This is a genomic window from Aquimarina mytili (genome assembly GCF_016735115.1).
GTDB classification, from domain to species: domain Bacteria; phylum Bacteroidota; class Bacteroidia; order Flavobacteriales; family Flavobacteriaceae; genus Aquimarina; species Aquimarina mytili.
Genome location: NZ_JAERQJ010000004.1, coordinates 128602 through 148056, shown reverse-complemented (window position 1 = coordinate 148056; position 19455 = coordinate 128602). Strand labels below are relative to the sequence as shown.

Sequence of the window (19455 nt, the reverse complement as noted above, 5' to 3'; positions counted from 1 at the left end):
TATAACCCCAAAATATTTGTGCTATGAGAATACTAGTAAGTCTAGTATTGATCTATTTTTGTTTCAATACTATTAATGCCCAATACACAGAGGCCCCAATCACCAATCGTCAATTTAATGAATTCGAAAAAAGCAAATTCACTACTGAACAAGGCTCTTTAACCAATAGAATTTTGCCTGTATCCTTAATCACTGTAGGAGTTCTTCTATCAACAAGTAGTTTTGAAAAATCACTTCAAAAAAATATTAGAAACCTAGTAGGAAATGATTTTTATTCTGGTATTGATGACTATACAAGGTATGCACCTGTTGTTCAAATGTACGCCGCAGATATTATGGGTGTACAATCCAGAAATCATTGGTTTGATCAAACTAAAAACCTTGTACTATCCTCAATTATAAGTAATGGAGTAAGTACATTACTAAAAAAGGAGGTTCATAAATATAGACCTGGTGGCTCTGATCATGCCAACTCGTTTCCATCTGGACATACAACAACAGCTTTTACAACGGCAACAGTTTTATTTGAAGAATTCAAAAATACAAATCCTGTTTTAGCGTATAGTGGATATATTTTTGCGATTACTACGGGTAGTTTGCGATTAGCAAACAATATGCATTATCTTTCAGATGTTCTTGTCGGTGCAGGAATAGGAATATTAGCAACAAAACTAGTATATCATTTTGAGCATTTAATCGCATGGAATCCATTCAAAAAGATGAAAGGAATTGCCTTCACTCCTCAATACAGTAACAATAGCGGATTAGGATTCTATTTTTCGAAAACTTTATAACGATAAAAGTTTGAATAGTACTTCTATATACCCTCAAATAAAAGGGCTATAACTTGAGCTAAAATGTGATGCATTAAATGATAAGGGGAAATACCCCCTTATCAAATTGCGTGTTTTCCCTCTTTCCTGACGAGATGGTATACATTACTTTTGATATAAACAATACCAAAAGTATAACAACCATAAAACCAATTCAATGATCATCACTCATAATATAGCGGCTTACAATATTCTAATCTTCAGCAATTACGCAAAAGGTGGAGGACATCAAATGGGCTATATACATTTGTACGGAAACAATTCTAAATACCTGGGATATCTTGGTATTATAAAAGATGGTGAAGTATTACCGCAAAACATTCAACATAGTAACAGAATTTTAAACATATATTTTCATGAATCAGGGTTGCAACATATCCTAGACACCCTTAGAAATCAAAGTCCTATATCAATACGATTTAATACTAGTTTAAATTTGGGGGAACTGATCATAGGCAACCTACCGGTGAGTAAAGAAAATCTTGCCGCTTAAACATATCAAAAGACCTGAGAATGTCAATGTTATTATGGCTCTCATTTAGATACATGGGCCAGCCGAAAACGAGAGAACGAAAAAAATACAAATTGTGAAAAATGTAATTGGCTCACAATCGGCAACAGTGGAAGTGTACTAAATCAAATGTAGCTCTACATTTTCAGGTCTTTTGATAATATCTATTTATAATCCTTCAAATTATTAGTTAATAGGATATAATAATTGTTATATAGCGGCTTTTAATTAAGAGTTTATTTTTTGCTATCCTTCTTAATTTTCGTAACTTTAAAATGACCGCTAATAACAAGATATAGAAGCTCTGCCCTTCTTCTTTTTTAATGTTATCATTTTGACATACTATTGAGTTACTACACTATATAACTTCAATACTCTTTATACTTCGATATGATCTAATAAAACAGATCATTGTGTAAACATTTTAATATCATTCATTATGAATCCCTCTATACTGATTAGCATCTTGATTGGAGTATTCTTTTTAGCAGGAATACGCATCGTATTTGAATATAAAAGAGCTATCAAATTTAGATTTGGAAAATATATTAAAATCCTTCAACCTGGATTTAGATGGATTATTCCACTAGTCGAAACCATTCAAATAGTCGACATTCGTGTTATCACAGTCAACATTCTATCTCAAGAAGTAATGACCGAAGATAACGTTCCCTGTAGTATAGATGGTGTGGTTTTCTTTAGAATTAACGATCCAGAAAAAGCAGTTTTAGAAGTAGAGGAATATAAGTTTGCCATTTCGCAATTATCACAAGCCGCGTTAAGAGATGTCTGCGGTAAAGTTGAATTGGATATTATTTTGTCTAAAAGGGAAGAGATGGGAAAGAATATCAAAAATATTGTAGAATTAGAAACTAAAGAGTGGGGGATAGAAATTATTGATGTAAAAATTAAGGACATACAACTGCCAGAGAACATGAAAAGAATGATGGCAAATCAAGCGGAAGCAGAGCGATCTCGAAGAGCAAGAATCATTCTTGCATTGGCAGAAGAACAAGCCGCAACCAAATTACTTGAAGCCGGTAAACTTATTGATCAATCTCCATCGGCAATAAAACTGAGGCTTTATCAAACCTTGTCTAATATAGCTGCAGAAAAAAATTCAACAATTCTTTTTCCTTTTCCCGAAGAAGTACTCCCTACAAATACCAAAAGAACGAAAAAAAAGAAAAGCAACTAAAATTGCTTAAACAGAAGTTATATTTTCTTTATAAACCAAAAAAACAAACTACAAATAGTTGCATTTCAGTAACTTTACTAGAAATCGAATTTACTTTTATATGAAAAAAGTCATAATTCTTTTACTAGTACTATCTTGCCAATTGTCGTATTGCCAAACGGTCTCTACATTTTATGGACTTAAATCACATTATGGCTTTATTATAGCACATACACCAGATTTAGAACCTATATCTCAAACCAATCCTTATGGATTTCAAATAGAGATGAGCAAATTGCGCGCTAGCGATAAAGCATGGAAAACTTGTTTTTGTTACGGTAGAACAGGTTTTGCTTTTACATATTTTAACTACGCTAACCCAAGTGTTTTAGGCAACTCTTACAACCTTATCTATTTTGTTGAACCCTACTTTACATATCAAGGAAATTTTAAGTTATCTCTTAGAGGTTCTATAGGAGCTACTTATCTGGACACTATTTTTGATGAAGAAACTAACCCGAACAATGTACTCTTTAGTACTCCTTTCAGTTTTTACCTTGCTCTATCCTTAAACCTCAACTATCATATCAATGACAAGTATGCGATTAATGTATCTGCTAATTACAATCACATCTCTAACGGAGGTCAAAAACAACCCAATAAAGGAATGAATTTCCCGACCTTGTCAATAGGTGTTGATCGAATCATAGATAATCTAAAATTGAAACCAAAACCAAGCGAATTGAAACAATATAGCCGTTCTTGGGGATATTATCTAGGGTCGTTTGCGAGTCTCAGATCTTCAGATCGAGAGGCCGAATCATCCAATCACCCTTTAATTGGTATCATGGGTGGTGCTTTAAAGCCACTTTCAGGAATTAATGGATTTAATCTAGGTGTAGAGTTATGGTATGACTGGTCAGACGAAAAAATAGCACAACGACAAGCTATTAGCGATTCTGCTTTTTCTTCTGCACTTACAGCAGGACACCATTTTTCAGTAGGAAACTTCTATTTTTTACAGCAATTTGGAATTTACGTTACCCGTCCAAGAAATATTCAAAACAATTGGTTGTACCAGCGATATTCATTCTGGTATCAAATTGCTAATCGATGGACTATTGGAGCATCTTTGATTGCATACGGACGTGTAGCAGATCATATGGACGGCAGGTTAATTTACATTATAAAATAAGCCATAAAAAAAACAAAAAACGGAGAAAGAATTCCCTCTCCGTCTTAAAAAATGTTTACGTCTCGTTATGATTTATGCAATTATAACGAAGCGACAAATATAACTTTTTATAAAATAATCACAAGTTATTTACATCATTTACCCAATAACACTACTTAACCTAAACATTGGTAAATACATAGCAATTAGAATTACACCAACGATGATACCAACAAAAATAGTTAGCATAGGATTTAATACATTTGAAATGATTTGGGATTGATATTTGACTTGTTGATTATACTGTTCATTTAATTTCTGAAAAATATACTCGGTTTGATTAGTTTCTTCAGCCACACGAACCATGGCAATCATTTTTTTATCAAAAATGGGATTATTATTAAATGATGTACTTAATGTACCTCCTGTTAAGATAGACTGTTTAGCCTTTTCTAAACCTTCTTGTAAGGGATAAAAATTGATCATGTTTTTTACCAAATCTATGCTCTCTACCATTGGCACTTTTGCTGAAGTTAATAACGAAATTGCCTGTGTAAATTGTGCCATATATATTCTTCTAAAATAGTCTCCCAGAATAGGTAGTTTTAATTGAAAATTTCCAATTATTTTACGATACCATTGCTTTTTAGAAATAAAAACAATACCGCCAATACCAATCAATAAACCTATTAGTAATGCCAAACCATGAGTACCTATAAAATCAGAAAAACTAATAATCCCCTTAGTAATACCAGGAAGTTCTACGTTGTTTTGCCTAAAAATATCAACAAACATAGGTACAACATAACGTAACATAAAAACAATAACCAACAGGGCTGTACACATTACAATTATAGGATATGTAAGTGATGATATGATTTCTCGACGTAGTTCATTTTTACGTTTATAAAACTCGCTAAGTTCTATCGTAATTTGTGCCAATTGTCCTGTCTGCTCTCCTATTCTTACTGCATAATACTCATAGTCTGTAAAATTTTTATCTTTTTTAAGTATATCCGAAAAAGAGCTACCATCTACTAATTGGGATAACATTGACTGCATTAATTTTTGATCCTTTTCTTTCTTTTGTGTTTCTGCCAGCAACTCTAAACCACTTCTAAGATCTATTCCCGATTTTAAAAGAACGTTAAGCTCTGCATACCATTGCTCTTTCTTTTTAGCAGAAAATGCGTTTCCAAACAATGTTATCTCCTTGGTTAATACCTTAGAGATATCAAAAGAATTGTTCTTTTGAGGTTGTTTTTTGGGTGTCGAAATTTTTATTCCCATATGCTAAAAATGTAGGGTTGGATCATTATATTTAAATACAAACAAGTGTTGGGATACTTGTTTCTTATCAAAATTCAACTTTATTGCATCTATCACTCCTGAAGTCACAGGTTTTCCTTCAAAGTAGAATATTTTCTCTTCTACTCGTACAGGGTAGGTTTCAATATTAGTAACGATACTATCGGTATAAAATTGATAAACTCGTTCTCCTATTGGAGAAAATACTTTTAATTTATTTTCTTTTGAATCCCAGGTAGCATCAGAAAATGAATTAAAATCAATTGTCAATGCTGTTTCCAGAGATTTAATTTTTGATTTTTTTTCATAATTATCACCAATAGTACGCATATTATTTTGAACAACTCCAAGAACAGTAAATGCCAATCCAGCAACAATTGTCGAGATTACAATAACTACCATAATCTCGGTTAGCGTAAATGCTTTTATTTTTGAAGTGATCTTACTCATCTGGCAAATACTTTTTCGTGTTCAACTCCCTCTTTACTGTAAACCAAAACCGTTTTTCCACTTTCTGAAGTAATCATGATCTCCCAGCCTTCAAAATCTTCAGCATAAGGCAGTTTCATAGTACCATGTATTGAAAAATATCCTAATGCTTTAACTCTATTTTCTATTGCAGTATGATCTCTTTTTATTTGATTAGCAAAAACATTATTAAAACTCAAACTTGCAACCATAAATACAATAATAATCAATACCGAAGCTGTAAGAACTTCAACCAAAGTAGCTGCCTGTATTTTTTTTAATATAACCATTTTGCGATATTATTTTTTGAATTCGAAAAAGGTAAGCCTGAATAGTCTTTTACAGGATTCATTAGAATTTTACCATTGTATATATGATTAAGATATACAGAACCCGATTGTCTTGCAATACACTGTTTTGCATACATAGAACCTCTAACTATCCCTTGTATATCAATATTCCCCTGGCAATATATTTCTCCAACGACCTCAGCTTTTTGGGCCATAATTAAATGAGTTTTTATTCGATCATCGGTATTACTTTTATTTTTTAAATAAACCACCGAACCTTCTATCACAGTACCTGAACCAATAGAAAAATTGGGAGTAGTATTTTGTATTTGATTACTATTTGTGTTTTTTTGAACTATATTTTTATCTAGTAGTATAGCAGAAGAAGGGTATGATAGATAACATCGCTGTCCAATCTCTAGGTTCTTTGTTGAAATCGCTTGAAAACTCCCCTTTACATCATTTTTTATAACAATTCTTGGTGCTATTAACAAGACATCTTTTAACTGTGCTCCTGGTCCAATTACAATCTTTTGAGTGGATTGAATTATAACATTACCTATTATTTTTTCTTTTCCAATATAAATAGCATCAGAATCATATAAAAGTTTAATTGGTTTATGAAATGAGTTCATAATTTCATCCTCTAACGAAATTGAAATAGCATTATCGACCAGGCTTCCTTTAATAACTCCTTCAAGATATGTGATCCATTCGTTTTGCAACTTAGGCAACGTTTCATTACTCTCTATTGCCTTACCGTAATATAGATTATTGCCTTGATAGTACGTTCCTGAAATATTACCGGCTTTTACACCTTGTTTCGGTAAGTAACTATTTCCTTCCAATCGCGTATCACCAACAACAACTAAAGGAGAATTGGTGTCTACCAAATATAAGTTAGGAGTTCTATCAGAACGCTCAGACCCTGTAAATGCAATTCTGCTAGCCTTACGATTATGTACGGTTACGGCGGCATATCGCTTCAGCCAAGCCCCATGATAACTTATGATATGTTTATTAGTTTTAGGGCCTAACACAGAACTAATAGTATCACCAACTGCTGTTGTTGAATCAAGAGTATTAAACAGTAATGTATTAGAGTCTTCAAAAGCTTGTATCAACTCTTGAGACTTAACTTTAAAGAAAGATTGCACATGTGTAAGGAGCAAAAATGCACCTAACACCAATGCTACCAATACCGATATAAGTATGGCAAACTGCATTGCCTGTGCCTTTATTTTTTGAAAAAAAATCAATTCGCAATTTTAAATTCTTTAATTTTTCCTTTATACTTTACCCGTACTGTATTTGATCCCCCTCGCATCAATGTCACTTCAGATATGGTTTGTTTTAATTGCATAAGTTGGTCCGTACCATTAATACCTATTAAATATATGGCATTGGCATTACCATGATCCGAAACTACTCCTTTGTAAATAATAGAAGGCCAAACTAAAGGAGGTTTTTTGGTTATAGATTTGGGTTTAACGACCACTTTCTTTTTAGGCTTATAAAGCGTTCCTAAAAAGGGATCTCGTTCTATAAAACCAATACTAAAGGTATCCCGTTCTTTTTCTTCTAGAGGAGCAATATTTACTTCTGCACCTTTTTCAAATACAGGATCTTCATCAGAAAACGCCCCTACTACTTGAAAAATAATTGCACCCCAAACAAAAGCGACAACCGGCAACAAAATATATAGTCCTTTTTTACCTTTTAGCATACGTATTAATTTATTGTAAAACGAGACACATCACTAGGATCACTCTCATTACCTGCCTGATCAAATGCCTTTATAAACCAAAAATATGTTGTACCAGTTTCCAAAGTAATATCAGAAGGTGATGTCACCTCATCTTTGGTTGCCAGTTCTGTAAGTGCTACATCCTTATACACATAAATACTATCAATCTCTGTTGTACCGGCAACAGCTTCTCTAGTCCAACTAAATGAAACAACAGTATCACTTTGCGTAGCATTATTTGCAGGCGTTACTGCAACAGGTTGGTTAGGTGCCATACTGTCTAAAGTTAACGTTCTTGTAGTGTACAATGTACTTTGAGTATCATTTTCTGCACGTACTTGCCATTTGGTAACCCCTTCTGGGAATGTAACCGAAATTGAAGTTGTGGTAGTAGCCTCTTCTTGGATAACCTGATCGCTATTATTTAATAACTGAATTCGATACGTTTTTGCATCGGTAATAGATTGCCATTGTAGATCCACATTAGCAGTATTTGTGATTTCATTTTCCATTGGTGCGATTAGTATCACTTCGGTAGATGAAAAATCTTCACTTTCAATAACTGTGAACATAGCCGTTGTATATGGTGTTACTGAGCCTGGATTTTGGGCCCTTACACGCCATTGATACTCGTTCTTTAATAGGCTAGCAGTAAAGCTCGTTGCTACTATAGTTGTATCTAATACCACTTGAGAGGCATTCTCAAAATTAGGTTGAGCCACCTGTAATCGATAATTAGTTGCCAGGTCAACTGCCTCCCAACTAAATGCTACCGATGTATTTCGCACTGTAGTACTATCAGTTGGAGCAATAAGTACTATTCTTTTATCTGTTAAATCTTCTTCAAACAATACTTCTTCACAACTAAAAAGTGTACAAAAAGATATACATAAACCTATTAGATATATAGATAATTTCTTCATCTTCATAATTTAAAATAATTCATTTTTTGCAAAGCCTTTTGTGCGTCTCGATATGCATTTTTCGAACAAGATGTTTTTTCGTCTATAATATTTGCAAGCACTATTTGCTTTCTATCATTTTCACTCCAGCAGAAAAAGGATAATTCATATCCAAAAATTGTGGTTCTATCAAAACTGATTTTTTTGGATACTTTTCCACCGTTTATTAATGACAAATGATATTGTTTATATCCACTATTACTTAAAAACACAGCCTCTGAAGCTATAATTTCTTCAACCATTCCAGTAGGTAATGCCAAAGAAACTGAAGTAACTATTGTAGCTTCTTTTTGACTTTTCAAATATGAAATGGTAGTGGTGTTATACTCTTTTTGTAGTTCTGATAAAGTAGCAACGCGATCCAATAATTTGAGTGTCACAAAGCGAGGTTTGCTCTCAAGAGAATCTACATATTTAATTTGTTGCGCATTATCTTTAGAGACTTTTTGATATGCATCAAAAGTTGTTGTTGTAAATTCTGAAGCAGTTACTCCTACTCTTATTTTTTCTTTATATTCTGGTATCGCAGACACTCTATAATCTGAACTAAGCACATCTTTTTTCTGTATGCCTATAACTCCTAAAGCGATAGGATTAGTTACAGAAGTATGCATACTCGTCCTATTAATTTTGATACTTTGACAACTTATGCACATTAAAGCTAAGAAAGTCGCTATACCGTATACTTTATAATTCATAATATCTTATTATTCTATTACTATTAATTCAATCGTTGCAACAATACTCTACACTGTAGATATCTTGCTCCTGTTCTAAAATTTTTCTTTTTTTCAAAATCAACTTGAACTATATTCCCAAAGCTATATTTTTGTTCTAATACATATATAACTTCTATCAATGCCTTATATCCCCCTTGTAATGTAAAATCATAGGTTATTGTTCCTTTTTTTGTAGTTTCATCAATAAATTGATGAGGCTCCTCAAAGGCAACAACTTTTACATGGGTAGAATCTGATAAAACATTCAAAGTTTTCAAGAGGTTATGTTGTAAAGAACTTCCTTCAACATTGTTCTTTGCTAAAATGACATCGAGTTGTTTTTCTTTTTTTGTCAAAGCAGCCAATTGAATTGGAGCCTCTTGATATTCCTCTTTCTGATTTTCTAATGTGTTTAATTCATCACTTATTGCAAAAGTTTTTGCAAAACCATAATAATATGCAATAACAAGCATGCACAGCAACCCAGCTACTAATAGTATATTTTTAGTTCGTTGTTCCATCCGACTTGATTGTTATGGTTAATTCAAAATCTGAAGTGTTTTTTTTATCCAATCCATACTCTACTATAGTTACCGACTCAATAAATGACAATCCTTCTAGAGCTCTTAACCAGGTAGTAAACTCTTCTTTGTCTGTTGATTTTCCTATAACAGAAACGACATCCGTACTAAGGTCGATTATTTTATCCTTACGAATAGGTTTTTCTAAGGGTTGAAACGTAAATGAGGTTAGCACTACTGTATTCGGCAACAGCTGTATCATCTGATCAATATAATAAGAGCTTTTAGAAAACCCGGTGGTAAGTATACTTTGCACCAAAGCTTCCTTTGTATTAACATCAGATTGTTTATTTTTTATTTGTTCCTGCTGTGTTGTGAACACTTGCAATTCTTCTTGAAGGCCTTGCCACTTTTTATATTTTGCATTGAATACAAAAAAATTGATCAATAATGCTATCAAAAGAAATCCAACTCCTATTTGCAGTGTTTTTGTAAAGAATAGGGATTCTCTATATTGCTTTTGCAGTTCTTCGTTTCCATTTTGAATATTACCTGAAATTTTTTCACTATGCAGCACTTCATCAAGAGCAACGGCCAAAGGCAACGTATGGGTTGATGAAAAATTGAGCCCCTCTATGGTGTACTCTTCACGAATTGTATCACTTCTATCGGTCATTGAAACGATATCGCCATCTACATAGCTTATTTGCTTTGTATTAGTATTGACCATGTCGCTTTTTACAAAGTCTGATAATGTAATGACTTTTAACGCTCCAAGATGAACTCCTACAACTCTAATTCTAGTTTTTTGATACGCGGCTATTATCGTTTCTATGTATTGTTTTCGGCATACAGCAATAAAAGAAGTATTCGATGTACGTAGAATTTGATAATAAAAATCGTTCAGATTAAGATTTGGAAAAGCTTCAGCAAGAATTTCTGTATCTGTTCCTGTTTGAGAGATTTCTTTTGATAAAATCTGATCATCGGTTATAACGACATATGCGGGTGTTGTCGTTTTGACTATGTTATCAATTTCTTCAGGATGGTCTAACTCGAAGGTTTGATCGATATCTAATTCTCCCTTTTTTTGAACTAATTCTAATCCAAAAACAAGGGGTTTAGTATCTTGCTTAGTATGTTCTAACGCTAAGATTGTTTTTCCAAAAGGTCGATATGAGGATAAGAACTCCAGCATTAATAAAATACAGTTGGTTTTATAATCACATTTAACTTTTTCTTGGAATCTTCTCTAACTCTTTTACTAAACAGCCATTTGATTAAAGGAATACGCGCTAATATTGGTACTCCAGATCCAGAGTCATTCTTTACTTTTTGTTCGATTCCTCCTAAGATGGCAACATCGTTAGCTCTCATTCTCATGATGGAAGAAAATCTACGGCTATTAATATCTGGCGGAGCATCTTCAGCAATACGCTCTCCACTAAAATTAGATTGAATCACTTGTATATCAAGAGTGATCTGACCATCACCAGAAACAAAAGGTTTAAACTCTAATGCAAGTTCTGCGTCGATCGGTAAATAATTTACGATTTCTGAGGTCTGTGGATTTTGTGATCCAAAAATATTTTGACTTGTTACCGCATAATATGTGGTTTGTCCACTAGATAAATATGCCTTGTGACCGTTAAGAGTACTTAATTTTGGAGTTGATAGTATTTTTACATTACCATTAGTTTCCATGGCTTTGATATCCATGTAAAAATTAGGAACTACATTCCCCAGGTTTAATGAACCAAATCCATCAAACCCACCAATTACCCTATTAATAGTTTCAGCACCAAGTGTAATACTGGTATTCGGAAAAACTCTACCTTCGGTTGTAACAGGTTCTTTTCCGATACCAAATTCTACCCCAGCTTCTACTGTAGCAGAACGGTTTACTTCAAGAATCATTACTTCGATAAGAATAAGAGGAACCGGTTTATCTATATATTTAATAAAGTTTTTAAATTTTTCAACCCTGGTACCAGGACCACTAACCACAAAACTATTAAGTTCGGTATCAATTTTTACATCAAGACCTTCTGTAATTGTAGCTGGAAAAACATCAGATATCGAACCTGCCTGTTGGTTACCTCCGCCATTAGAGCCACTAGTATTTCTAATTGAAGATCTTCCTTGGTTTCTATTATTGATACCACCTTGATTTAATCCTTGATTAGTACCTCCATTAAAAAAATTTGTTCCACCCGTAGCAAAATTAGAGTTCCCAAAACTGTTTCCATAAGACGTTGATGGGTTAGCATCTCCCAACATAGCAATTGAACGATGCATCATTTGCACCAATTCGATTTTTTTAAGCGCTAATTGATCTTCAGTTCCAAAATAGTATACATCGCCTTCTCGTTTGTATGTAAATGCCCCTGAAGTTGAAGCTCTATTAGTTTGTTGATTTGGTTGCTGCCCATTATAATTATTGGTAGTACTCTGATTAGAAACGGGAGCTGGATTAGATGTTGTAATACTACTCTCAAAAATCTTTACCAATAACGCATCAAAAGTAATAGACTCAGTTTTAACTGTTACTGTACCCGCATTTTCTAGTGGAGAGGCCGTAAAAATATCAAGCTTTAAATCATCTGCAAAGGTATAAATAACATCTGCTACAGGAGTATTATTTAAATCTACCGAAACTACTCTGGCCAGAGTATCTAATACTTTATAAGAGAAATTCGGTCTACGAGAACGATAGCTTCTTCCGCCACCGCCAGAATTTCCAGCTTGCGGAAAAGCAGCAAACTCATAAAACCCGTCCTTAGTTTTTCTAAAATCCATAGTATTCGCTTCGGCCAGTTTCTTCATGGCTATATCAAAAGGAACATTACTAATAAACAGGTTTAGGTTTTTATTGTTTAGTTCTGGTGTAAATAAGAGATTCTTTCCAGAAACTTCAGTAATTTTTCTAAACACTTTTGGTAATGGGTCATTATTTAAATCAGTTGATAGCGCAGAGGATAGTACATCATATTGTACTACGATTTCTTTTTCAACGGGCGCTACTACAGGTGCAGAATAGGTTTTTACAGAGAGTATATTTCCGGTAAATCCTATATCCAGATTATATTCTTTCACCAAAAATACCAGGAGGTCCTGAACAGTAACATCATTAAATCCATTAACTATTGTAATCGCATTAAGCTCGTCGGCAAGATTAATATTGATCCTATGTACTTGTGATACAGCTCGTAAAAAATTAAGTAATGATGTATTAGAAATATTTACATTTACCTTCTCTGTTAGGCCTGGTATATCTACATTAAGCAATTGTAGCTTATTTTCGATCGTAGCAATACGCGTATTATCCTGAGCCTGATTCTGGAAACCATCCTGGGCCAGAACCTGTATTCCGATAAGTAATGCGATACCTATACTACTAATCTTTTGTTTTAAATTCATCTTTTTTTGTTCAATTATCAGCCAATAACGCATATACTTCGTCTACCGAAGTTTCCCCTTCTATAACCATGCGTATGGCATTATGTTGTAATGTATTAATATCTCTTCGTTCTATATAATCATCTATTTGCAGCTCATTATGCCGTATTGCAGTTTCAAGTTCTTTGGTAATGGGCAATATTTCATAAATCGCTTTACGCCCCAAATACCCGGTATGATAACAACGATCACACCCTACTGCTACATAATGTTGATGTAACTCATCAGTAATCTCAAAATCCTGTGGAAAATCCTTAACTTCAGTTTTTTTCTGTGTTTTGCAATGCGGACATAACTTACGCACTAAACGTTGCGCAATACTCATCGTAATGGTAGTGGCTAACAAAAACGCAGGCACTCTCATATCAATTAATCTCGAAATTGTTGCCCATGCAGAATTAGTATGTATTGTTGATAGTACTAAATGCCCGGTAAGTGCTGCTTTAATGGCCATGGCGGCGGTACGATCATCACGAATCTCCCCGACCATAATAATATCAGGATCTTGACGTAAAAATGTACGTAATGCGGCCGGAAAATCAAACTCTATATCCTCTCTAAGTTGCACTTGATTAACACCTTCGAGCGTATATTCTATTGGATCTTCTATCGTTAGGATATTGGAAACCTCTTCATTTAACTCTTTTAAGGTGGCATAAAGCGTTGTCGTTTTACCCGATCCAGTAGGACCTGAAATCAAAACGATTCCTTGTTTCTTTCTGGTCGCATCGCGATACACCATCAATTCTTCGTCTGTAAAACCAAGATCCTCTAGAGATACTTCTTGTGTATTACGATTAAGTAACCGTAATACAATTTTTTCTCCATATAGCGTAGGCATTGTAGATACCCTAATATCAAACTCATCGTTACCTTCTTTAAAGGTAATACGACCGTCTTGAGCTAATCTTTTTTGAGAAATATCTAACCCCGATTGTATTTTTATTTGATTTACTAATTGTGGATACTCTGTATTGGTAATGGTATATTGTTCTTTTAATTTTCCATCTAAGCGGAAACGCACTCTACAAAACTTTTCATAGGGTTCCATATGGATGTCACTACTGCCAAAATCTTTTGCAGTAGTAATTAGTTTTTGTAAAAAACGATCTTCGTACTCAAGTTTTTCACTTACAGAAGTTGTAGTCTTCCTATAATTAAAGGTTAAATATGATTGTATATTTTCTTTAGTTTCAGAAATAATTATAACCTCACACCCAAGAATTATAGTTAGTTCTTTTTTGAGGCTATCAGGATTAACAGCGTCAGTTTTTAGATGTAGTACTCCATCCTCTTTAGCTATCGGTACTATCCTATAATGAAATGCCTGATTAGAGGTAATCAATTGCTTAAGATGAACCGGTATTTCATATGTTGAAATATTACTCATATTACATACAAGGTTAATGTATTAATCATCCAATTAGCAATAAAAACTACTCCTAAAAATACCGCCATATATCCCGCCAGAGGAACTGTATTATGTTTTGCTTGGTTTTTTAGTACTAACCACACCAGTAAAGAAAAAATCAATGAAAACACAAAAATGATTATAAATGTTACCGTAGGAAAGCCAATTGCTAATCCTATAAAAAAGAGTACATCTCCCCAGCCAAATACTTCTTTAAAAAATGGTTTCTTTATTTTTATCAACGTATATACGTACAATAATCCAACAATTACAATGAGCAAAGCGATATTGATTAGTATGGCATACAAAAAGTCGATTTGAGAAGTATGGTGATAATGTAAAGTACCTAATAGACTTATCAATACCGGAAACGCCATACCATATACCTCACGATCTTTAAGGTCCTGATATATAATTACTGCAAGTGTACAGATGGTAAATATTTGAATAAGTAGTATCAATCTTTTACAATTTGTTTTGGACTACCATTTTCATCGATCTCCCATACATTAAATACCCCATCGCCATCAAAGTCAACCACAGCTGTAGCTCTTGCCTTAAAATTAGAGACTGTAGCTTCTAAGATCTCATAGGCATAATTGGCTGTACCACCGGTTTTAACCGTTTTTGGAGCTTCATAGTTGATTTCTGTAAAATCAATAGAATATTTAGAATTAAGATAACGATACTGCGTTTGCATATTGCTAATCGTCTTTAGCTGTATTTTAGCTTCTTGCGCTTTAGTTTGTGCAATCAATGGTAAAAAATTAGGTAATGCAATTAGCAGTAGAATCCCAATAATTGCCAATACTAAGAGCATTTCTTGTAGGTTGAAGGCTTTTACCTTGTTCAATTGTATTTTTCTCATAATCATCATGTCTTCAAAAAGGGCCTCAAAAATATGATTTTTAGGCGAATATAAGCTATTACATATATTAATTTATAGTAATACTATATTGGGTCTATATTACTGATTCATTTTTTACATTCAATAACAAAAGTTCTATTGTTAATGTATCTATAAACATATATGTTACTTCTATACCAATATGTTACCCTATCGAAATCATTTTTTTTAGGATAACCTATTTTTTAAACCACAATAGTACGACCAAGTAGTTTCATTTTTTGAAACTAGAATATTTTTTTTTGATCTTTTCAGTCCAATAAAAAGTAACTATACTCTCAATACTTTAATAAAAACAGTCACTCTTAGGTGACTGTTTTTATTATTGTTATTGCTCATATAAATAAAATTGGATTATTGTATTGAATTTATATTACTTCTTAAACTATTTCTTTAGAGCTAATACTTCTTTTTTAAGCTCTTTAATATTTTGGTTAGCCTTTTCTAATTTTTTATTTTGATCAATAAGATACAATGTCAATTCTTCGATTTTTTTCAAAAGATTCATGTTCATTTCAGCAAGCATTATTCCATTTTCTGAAAATTCTTTTGCAGATGGTATTTCAGGAAGATGGTTATTCTCTATAATATACTTTTCTACATCTTCAATACTTTTTAAATCGTAATCCTTTTCAAATACATAATCAGGAGCCGGGATACTTAGGTCAATTTTAACTTCTTCTGCATGAATATTACCTTTTACGGTTAGTTTCATATCGGGTGTTGTAGTACCGATCCCTACCTTACTATCGGCGCAATGTAAGGTGTCGCAAAAACTATCTACTACTGGAGTATTGGTATACAAACTTTGAATTTCTTGCGGTGACAAGACTCTGTTAAAAATCATGAATTCGTCCATACTACCTTTAAAGTTGGTACCAAAATTACTACCATTATAAAAAAATCTTCTTCCAATTCCTAAATATTCGGGCCACGTAAAATTAACACTTTGCCCTACTCCCGGAACACCATTAAAATAGCCCTTTACATTTTTGTTGGCATCAATAGTCACACAAATTAAAGACCAATTTAACAGATCAGTTTCATTAGAGACATTAATTGTAGCTTTCCAGGGTCTCCATACTTGTATTGTTGCATCTGCATAGCGCATTGCAAAAGCGTAATCATCGGTATCATCTATACCAGAAACAAACCTCATGTCATTTATAATCCCGTCTGGCTTTATCCAAAATGCGATTGTAACCTCTTGATATTGAGGTGACAATATTTTAATATAATCCTCTATCCCGTTAAAGTACATTGCTGTATTTGCTGCACCGTTTTTACCTGTAGAGGGTACTAGATTACCGACAAGAACCCCATTATTATTTCCTTTTACATCATTGGCATTTCCATCTAAAGGCCAGTGATGAACTAATCCATCGATTGTGATTTGAGCATTTAGGCTTATGCTTAGTGTTACAAACAGCAATAGCAAATTGAATTTTTTCATGATTTTAATTTGTATGATTTTGGTAAGTTGTGTGCTTATTTAAGTATTGATTAAAAAAACTTGTTCAAGATTCGTGGATTATGTGATAAGTCAGTTTCGTAAAACCCAAACTTAAATCCTACTGATTCTCTATAGATAAAGCTACGCAGCGTTATATCATACTCAAGAGGTGCATTAAGCTCTTTCATAGTTTTGATAGTACGATACAGTGTTGCTTTTGATATCCCCAATCGTTGAGCAAATTCTTCTGGCTCTCCTGTGGCCTGTAAACGAACAAATTGATCAATTCGCTCCATAAGCTTGATGTATTGAATGATTGTTTTCATAAGAATTGATTTGAGTTGTTGTGAGTAAATATGGAAATATGAAATTCATATTTCCATATCAAGCATATCTTATTGCTTTGCTTCTAGTAGTTTTTGGACTAAAGATTTTAATTCTTCTATTTCTTTTTCCTGATGAATGGTATAGAGTGTTAACTCTTCTATCTTCTGAAGTAATTTGGCATTCATTTCCCCCATAAAAATTCCTTCTTCACTGACTTCTTTGGCACTCGGTATGTTAGGCAAATGCCCTTTTTCGTTAATATGTTTTTCGACGTCCGCTAGTGTTAGCAATGTATAATCATGATTAAAAACATAATCGGGCCAATTGTTTTGCAGGGCGATTTTCACTTCTTCGGCTACTACTTTTCCTGCTACAGCTAGTTTCCAAGAGCCTGGGTTTTTAGTTCCAATTCCTACATTATTCTCAATAACAGAAGTGTAAAGATTGTTCCCTTCTACTGTCCAAGGGTTTCGGTTATCTGGATTTTGATCAGAAGCAAAATCTACAAACGTAATTTCGCCATATTGATCAAAAAATATATAATCGACATGAAGTTTTGTTTCTGGGATATTGGTTATGGTGCCTATGGTTACATCATTTCTATAAAAGTTGATGGTTTTTCCTAATTTTTCGATTTTTAGCACATCGCCAGCACTATAAGTAGACCTAAGCATTTTAGTTGGCCCATCATAAAGATCTAAATTGCCATTAGGCAGCACATAAAAGCAATAGCTATATTCATCCCAATTATGTCCTCCTGTAACGTCTGAGAGTCCTAATTTTAGATATTTCCCGTAAGACGGGATTCCTGAGACATATCCATTTTCGCCAAGCGTTTCTGCGCTACTCCCCCCCGAGTTATTCCAAGATGTATTAGCGACGGATACAACAGTGTTCCCACTTATTTCTACTCCAGCTGTGTCCACATGTGTGAATAACTGAGCATGTATCCATGTGGTTGACAATAATACCCCAACAATAAAACTTTTCTTAGTTTTTTGAAGAATGATTGATACGATTTTTTTGTTCATTGATTTGATCTGTTTGGTTTATAATTTTGGTATAATAACAGTTATATTTCCCTTAGATGAATACGCAACGTATACCTTTTACCCCTTTTTATATTCGTGTTGCTAAATATTGATTCTCTCAAGAATTCTGAGTGTGCAAGATATTAGGTTTGCATAAGATTTTTGGCATGCTTGTTACCCGTTTTCACGGAAAACGGGTGATGCTTTTTGGCTATCTTTTACAGGCTACACAAGGGATAAACGAAGATTACACATGATTTTTCATGCGATTATAATGATCTCTACAACCGACAGTATCATACTAGTATTCCATGTAATTATATGCCGATATATTAAAAAAACAACTATACATTTTTGTAATGTATAGCTGTTTGCTTTATTGGTTCACTCTTGCCGCCAATTTTTGACACTTCTAGATACTTTCTAGTGATAGAGGAGTGCGAAGGTCTTATTTCGGAATGTTAGATTGCATGTATCTTGTATGTTCTTTTGAAAAGGGTTCATAGCCAAGATATTTAGCTTTCTCTAGTTTAAAAAAGAAAACTAAATCTAAATACTCTCCTTCAAAAAAAGAACTATACACCTTACTTGCTACATCATATTTGTCTTTTTGATTAATTATAGTTGGATACCAATAAGTGTTTAATGTAAAAACCAACTCAATATTCCACGAAGAATTTGTATCTATGCGAAAAATCTCATTAGTATATAGGCCTATACAAAGAATATCATATTTTGTTAGTTTATCTTTGTCATAGCCATCAATTGCTCTTTGTAAAGATTCTATCTTCGAAATATTAGAGATTTGACTACTAAAATTATTTAAAATATCGAGTTTTTTTTCTAAATATTGAATATAAATCCCTATACTATCTTTTATTTCCTTTATGTTTTCTTTTTCTGGTTCAACTAGACTATCAGTTTCATAATCTTCAATAGGAAAACACTCTTCTTTAATATGCTTTTCTAATTCATCTTTTGAGTGATATAAAATGACATATTTACTTAATTGTTTCGGTACAACTAAATATCTTTCATTTTTCAATTCATAAATGTTAGCAGAATTAAATTCACATATTTCAGAAGAAATTTTTTCTCCGAGAAGTTTTCTAACATCGGGGTCACCTGTTTTAAGAATTTCAAAACTTTGGTTCATA

At 33.2% G+C, this 19455-nt stretch carries 21 protein-coding genes; 4 read left to right on the top strand and 17 right to left on the bottom strand.

Translation table 11 applies throughout. From position 1 onward, the window contains the following. The first annotated feature begins 23 nt into the window (after positions 1–23). From JJQ60_RS11800 to JJQ60_RS11785, 4 genes are all read left to right on the top strand, one after another. Positions 24–794 (top strand): phosphatase PAP2 family protein, encoded by a 771-nt coding sequence (locus JJQ60_RS11800; protein WP_201919974.1) that lies wholly within the window; start codon positions 24–26, stop codon positions 792–794. Positions 795–990: 196 nt separating this feature from the next. After that, positions 991–1326, top strand: coding sequence for a hypothetical protein (locus JJQ60_RS11795; RefSeq protein WP_201919972.1), 336 nt, complete (start codon positions 991–993; stop codon positions 1324–1326). Between the two features lie 457 nt (positions 1327–1783). Further along, positions 1784–2542, top strand: a complete 759-nt coding sequence (locus JJQ60_RS11790) for a slipin family protein (protein WP_201919970.1) — start codon at positions 1784–1786, stop codon at positions 2540–2542. 100 nt (positions 2543–2642) lie between these two features. Further along, the gene (locus JJQ60_RS11785) at positions 2643–3716 is read left to right on the top strand and encodes an acyloxyacyl hydrolase (RefSeq protein WP_201919968.1); all 1074 of its coding nucleotides are present in this window, start codon (positions 2643–2645) and stop codon (positions 3714–3716) included. Between the two features lie 138 nt (positions 3717–3854). On the opposite strand, the gene JJQ60_RS11780 is transcribed toward JJQ60_RS11785, so the two are convergent. From JJQ60_RS11780 to JJQ60_RS11700, 17 genes are all read right to left on the bottom strand, one after another. Further along, entirely contained in the window at positions 3855–4985 is a 1131-nt protein-coding gene (locus tag JJQ60_RS11780) for a type II secretion system F family protein (RefSeq protein WP_201919966.1), read from the bottom strand. 3 nt (positions 4986–4988) lie between these two features. After that, on the bottom strand, positions 4989–5453 hold the full coding sequence (locus tag JJQ60_RS11775) for a prepilin-type N-terminal cleavage/methylation domain-containing protein (protein ID WP_201919964.1): 465 nt from the start codon (positions 5451–5453) through the stop codon (positions 4989–4991). Next, positions 5450–5761: a hypothetical protein gene (locus JJQ60_RS11770; RefSeq protein ID WP_201919962.1), complete on the bottom strand. Its 312-nt coding sequence runs from the start codon at positions 5759–5761 to the stop codon at positions 5450–5452. The genes JJQ60_RS11775 and JJQ60_RS11770 overlap by 4 nt, the downstream gene beginning before the upstream one ends. Continuing rightward, positions 5749–7020, bottom strand: coding sequence for a bactofilin family protein (locus tag JJQ60_RS11765; RefSeq protein ID WP_201919960.1), 1272 nt, complete (start codon positions 7018–7020; stop codon positions 5749–5751). The genes JJQ60_RS11770 and JJQ60_RS11765 overlap by 13 nt, the downstream gene beginning before the upstream one ends. Next, positions 7017–7487, bottom strand: coding sequence for a hypothetical protein (locus tag JJQ60_RS11760; RefSeq protein ID WP_201919958.1), 471 nt, complete (start codon positions 7485–7487; stop codon positions 7017–7019). Before JJQ60_RS11760 ends, JJQ60_RS11765 begins: the two co-directional genes overlap by 4 nt. A gap of 5 nt (positions 7488–7492) precedes the next feature. Next, positions 7493–8431, bottom strand: a complete 939-nt coding sequence (locus tag JJQ60_RS11755; protein ID WP_201919956.1) for a fibronectin type III domain-containing protein — start codon at positions 8429–8431, stop codon at positions 7493–7495. 2 nt (positions 8432–8433) lie between these two features. Beyond that, positions 8434–9168: a hypothetical protein gene (locus JJQ60_RS11750; protein WP_201919954.1), complete on the bottom strand. Its 735-nt coding sequence runs from the start codon at positions 9166–9168 to the stop codon at positions 8434–8436. A 23-nt stretch (positions 9169–9191) separates the two neighbouring features. Then, entirely contained in the window at positions 9192–9710 is a 519-nt protein-coding gene (locus JJQ60_RS11745) for a hypothetical protein (RefSeq protein ID WP_201919952.1), read from the bottom strand. Next, positions 9694–10908, bottom strand: coding sequence for a PilN domain-containing protein (locus JJQ60_RS11740; protein ID WP_201919950.1), 1215 nt, complete (start codon positions 10906–10908; stop codon positions 9694–9696). The genes JJQ60_RS11745 and JJQ60_RS11740 overlap by 17 nt, the downstream gene beginning before the upstream one ends. Further along, positions 10908–13130 carry a type II secretion system protein GspD gene (locus JJQ60_RS11735; protein ID WP_201919948.1) on the bottom strand — a complete coding sequence of 741 codons (2223 nt, stop codon included), beginning with the start codon at positions 13128–13130 and terminating at the stop codon, positions 10908–10910. The genes JJQ60_RS11740 and JJQ60_RS11735 overlap by 1 nt, the downstream gene beginning before the upstream one ends. Positions 13131–13140: 10 nt before the next feature. Further along, entirely contained in the window at positions 13141–14559 is a 1419-nt protein-coding gene (locus JJQ60_RS11730; protein ID WP_201919946.1) for a GspE/PulE family protein, read from the bottom strand. Next, positions 14556–15041, bottom strand: a complete 486-nt coding sequence (locus JJQ60_RS11725) for a hypothetical protein (RefSeq protein WP_201919943.1) — start codon at positions 15039–15041, stop codon at positions 14556–14558. The genes JJQ60_RS11730 and JJQ60_RS11725 overlap by 4 nt, the downstream gene beginning before the upstream one ends. Next, positions 15038–15448, bottom strand: a complete 411-nt coding sequence (locus tag JJQ60_RS11720) for a prepilin-type N-terminal cleavage/methylation domain-containing protein (protein ID WP_201919941.1) — start codon at positions 15446–15448, stop codon at positions 15038–15040. Before JJQ60_RS11720 ends, JJQ60_RS11725 begins: the two co-directional genes overlap by 4 nt. A 424-nt stretch (positions 15449–15872) precedes the next feature. Next, positions 15873–16940, bottom strand: coding sequence for a LamG domain-containing protein (locus JJQ60_RS11715; RefSeq protein WP_201919939.1), 1068 nt, complete (start codon positions 16938–16940; stop codon positions 15873–15875). Positions 16941–16990: 50 nt separating this feature from the next. Beyond that, positions 16991–17266, bottom strand: coding sequence for an HTH domain-containing protein (locus JJQ60_RS11710; RefSeq protein ID WP_201919938.1), 276 nt, complete (start codon positions 17264–17266; stop codon positions 16991–16993). Between the two features lie 69 nt (positions 17267–17335). Next, positions 17336–18298, bottom strand: a complete 963-nt coding sequence (locus tag JJQ60_RS11705) for a hypothetical protein (protein WP_201919936.1) — start codon at positions 18296–18298, stop codon at positions 17336–17338. Between the two features lie 448 nt (positions 18299–18746). Next, a complete protein-coding gene (locus JJQ60_RS11700; protein WP_201919934.1) occupies positions 18747–19454 on the bottom strand; it encodes a hypothetical protein in 708 nt (235 codons plus the stop codon). Position 19455: the final 1 nt, after the last annotated feature.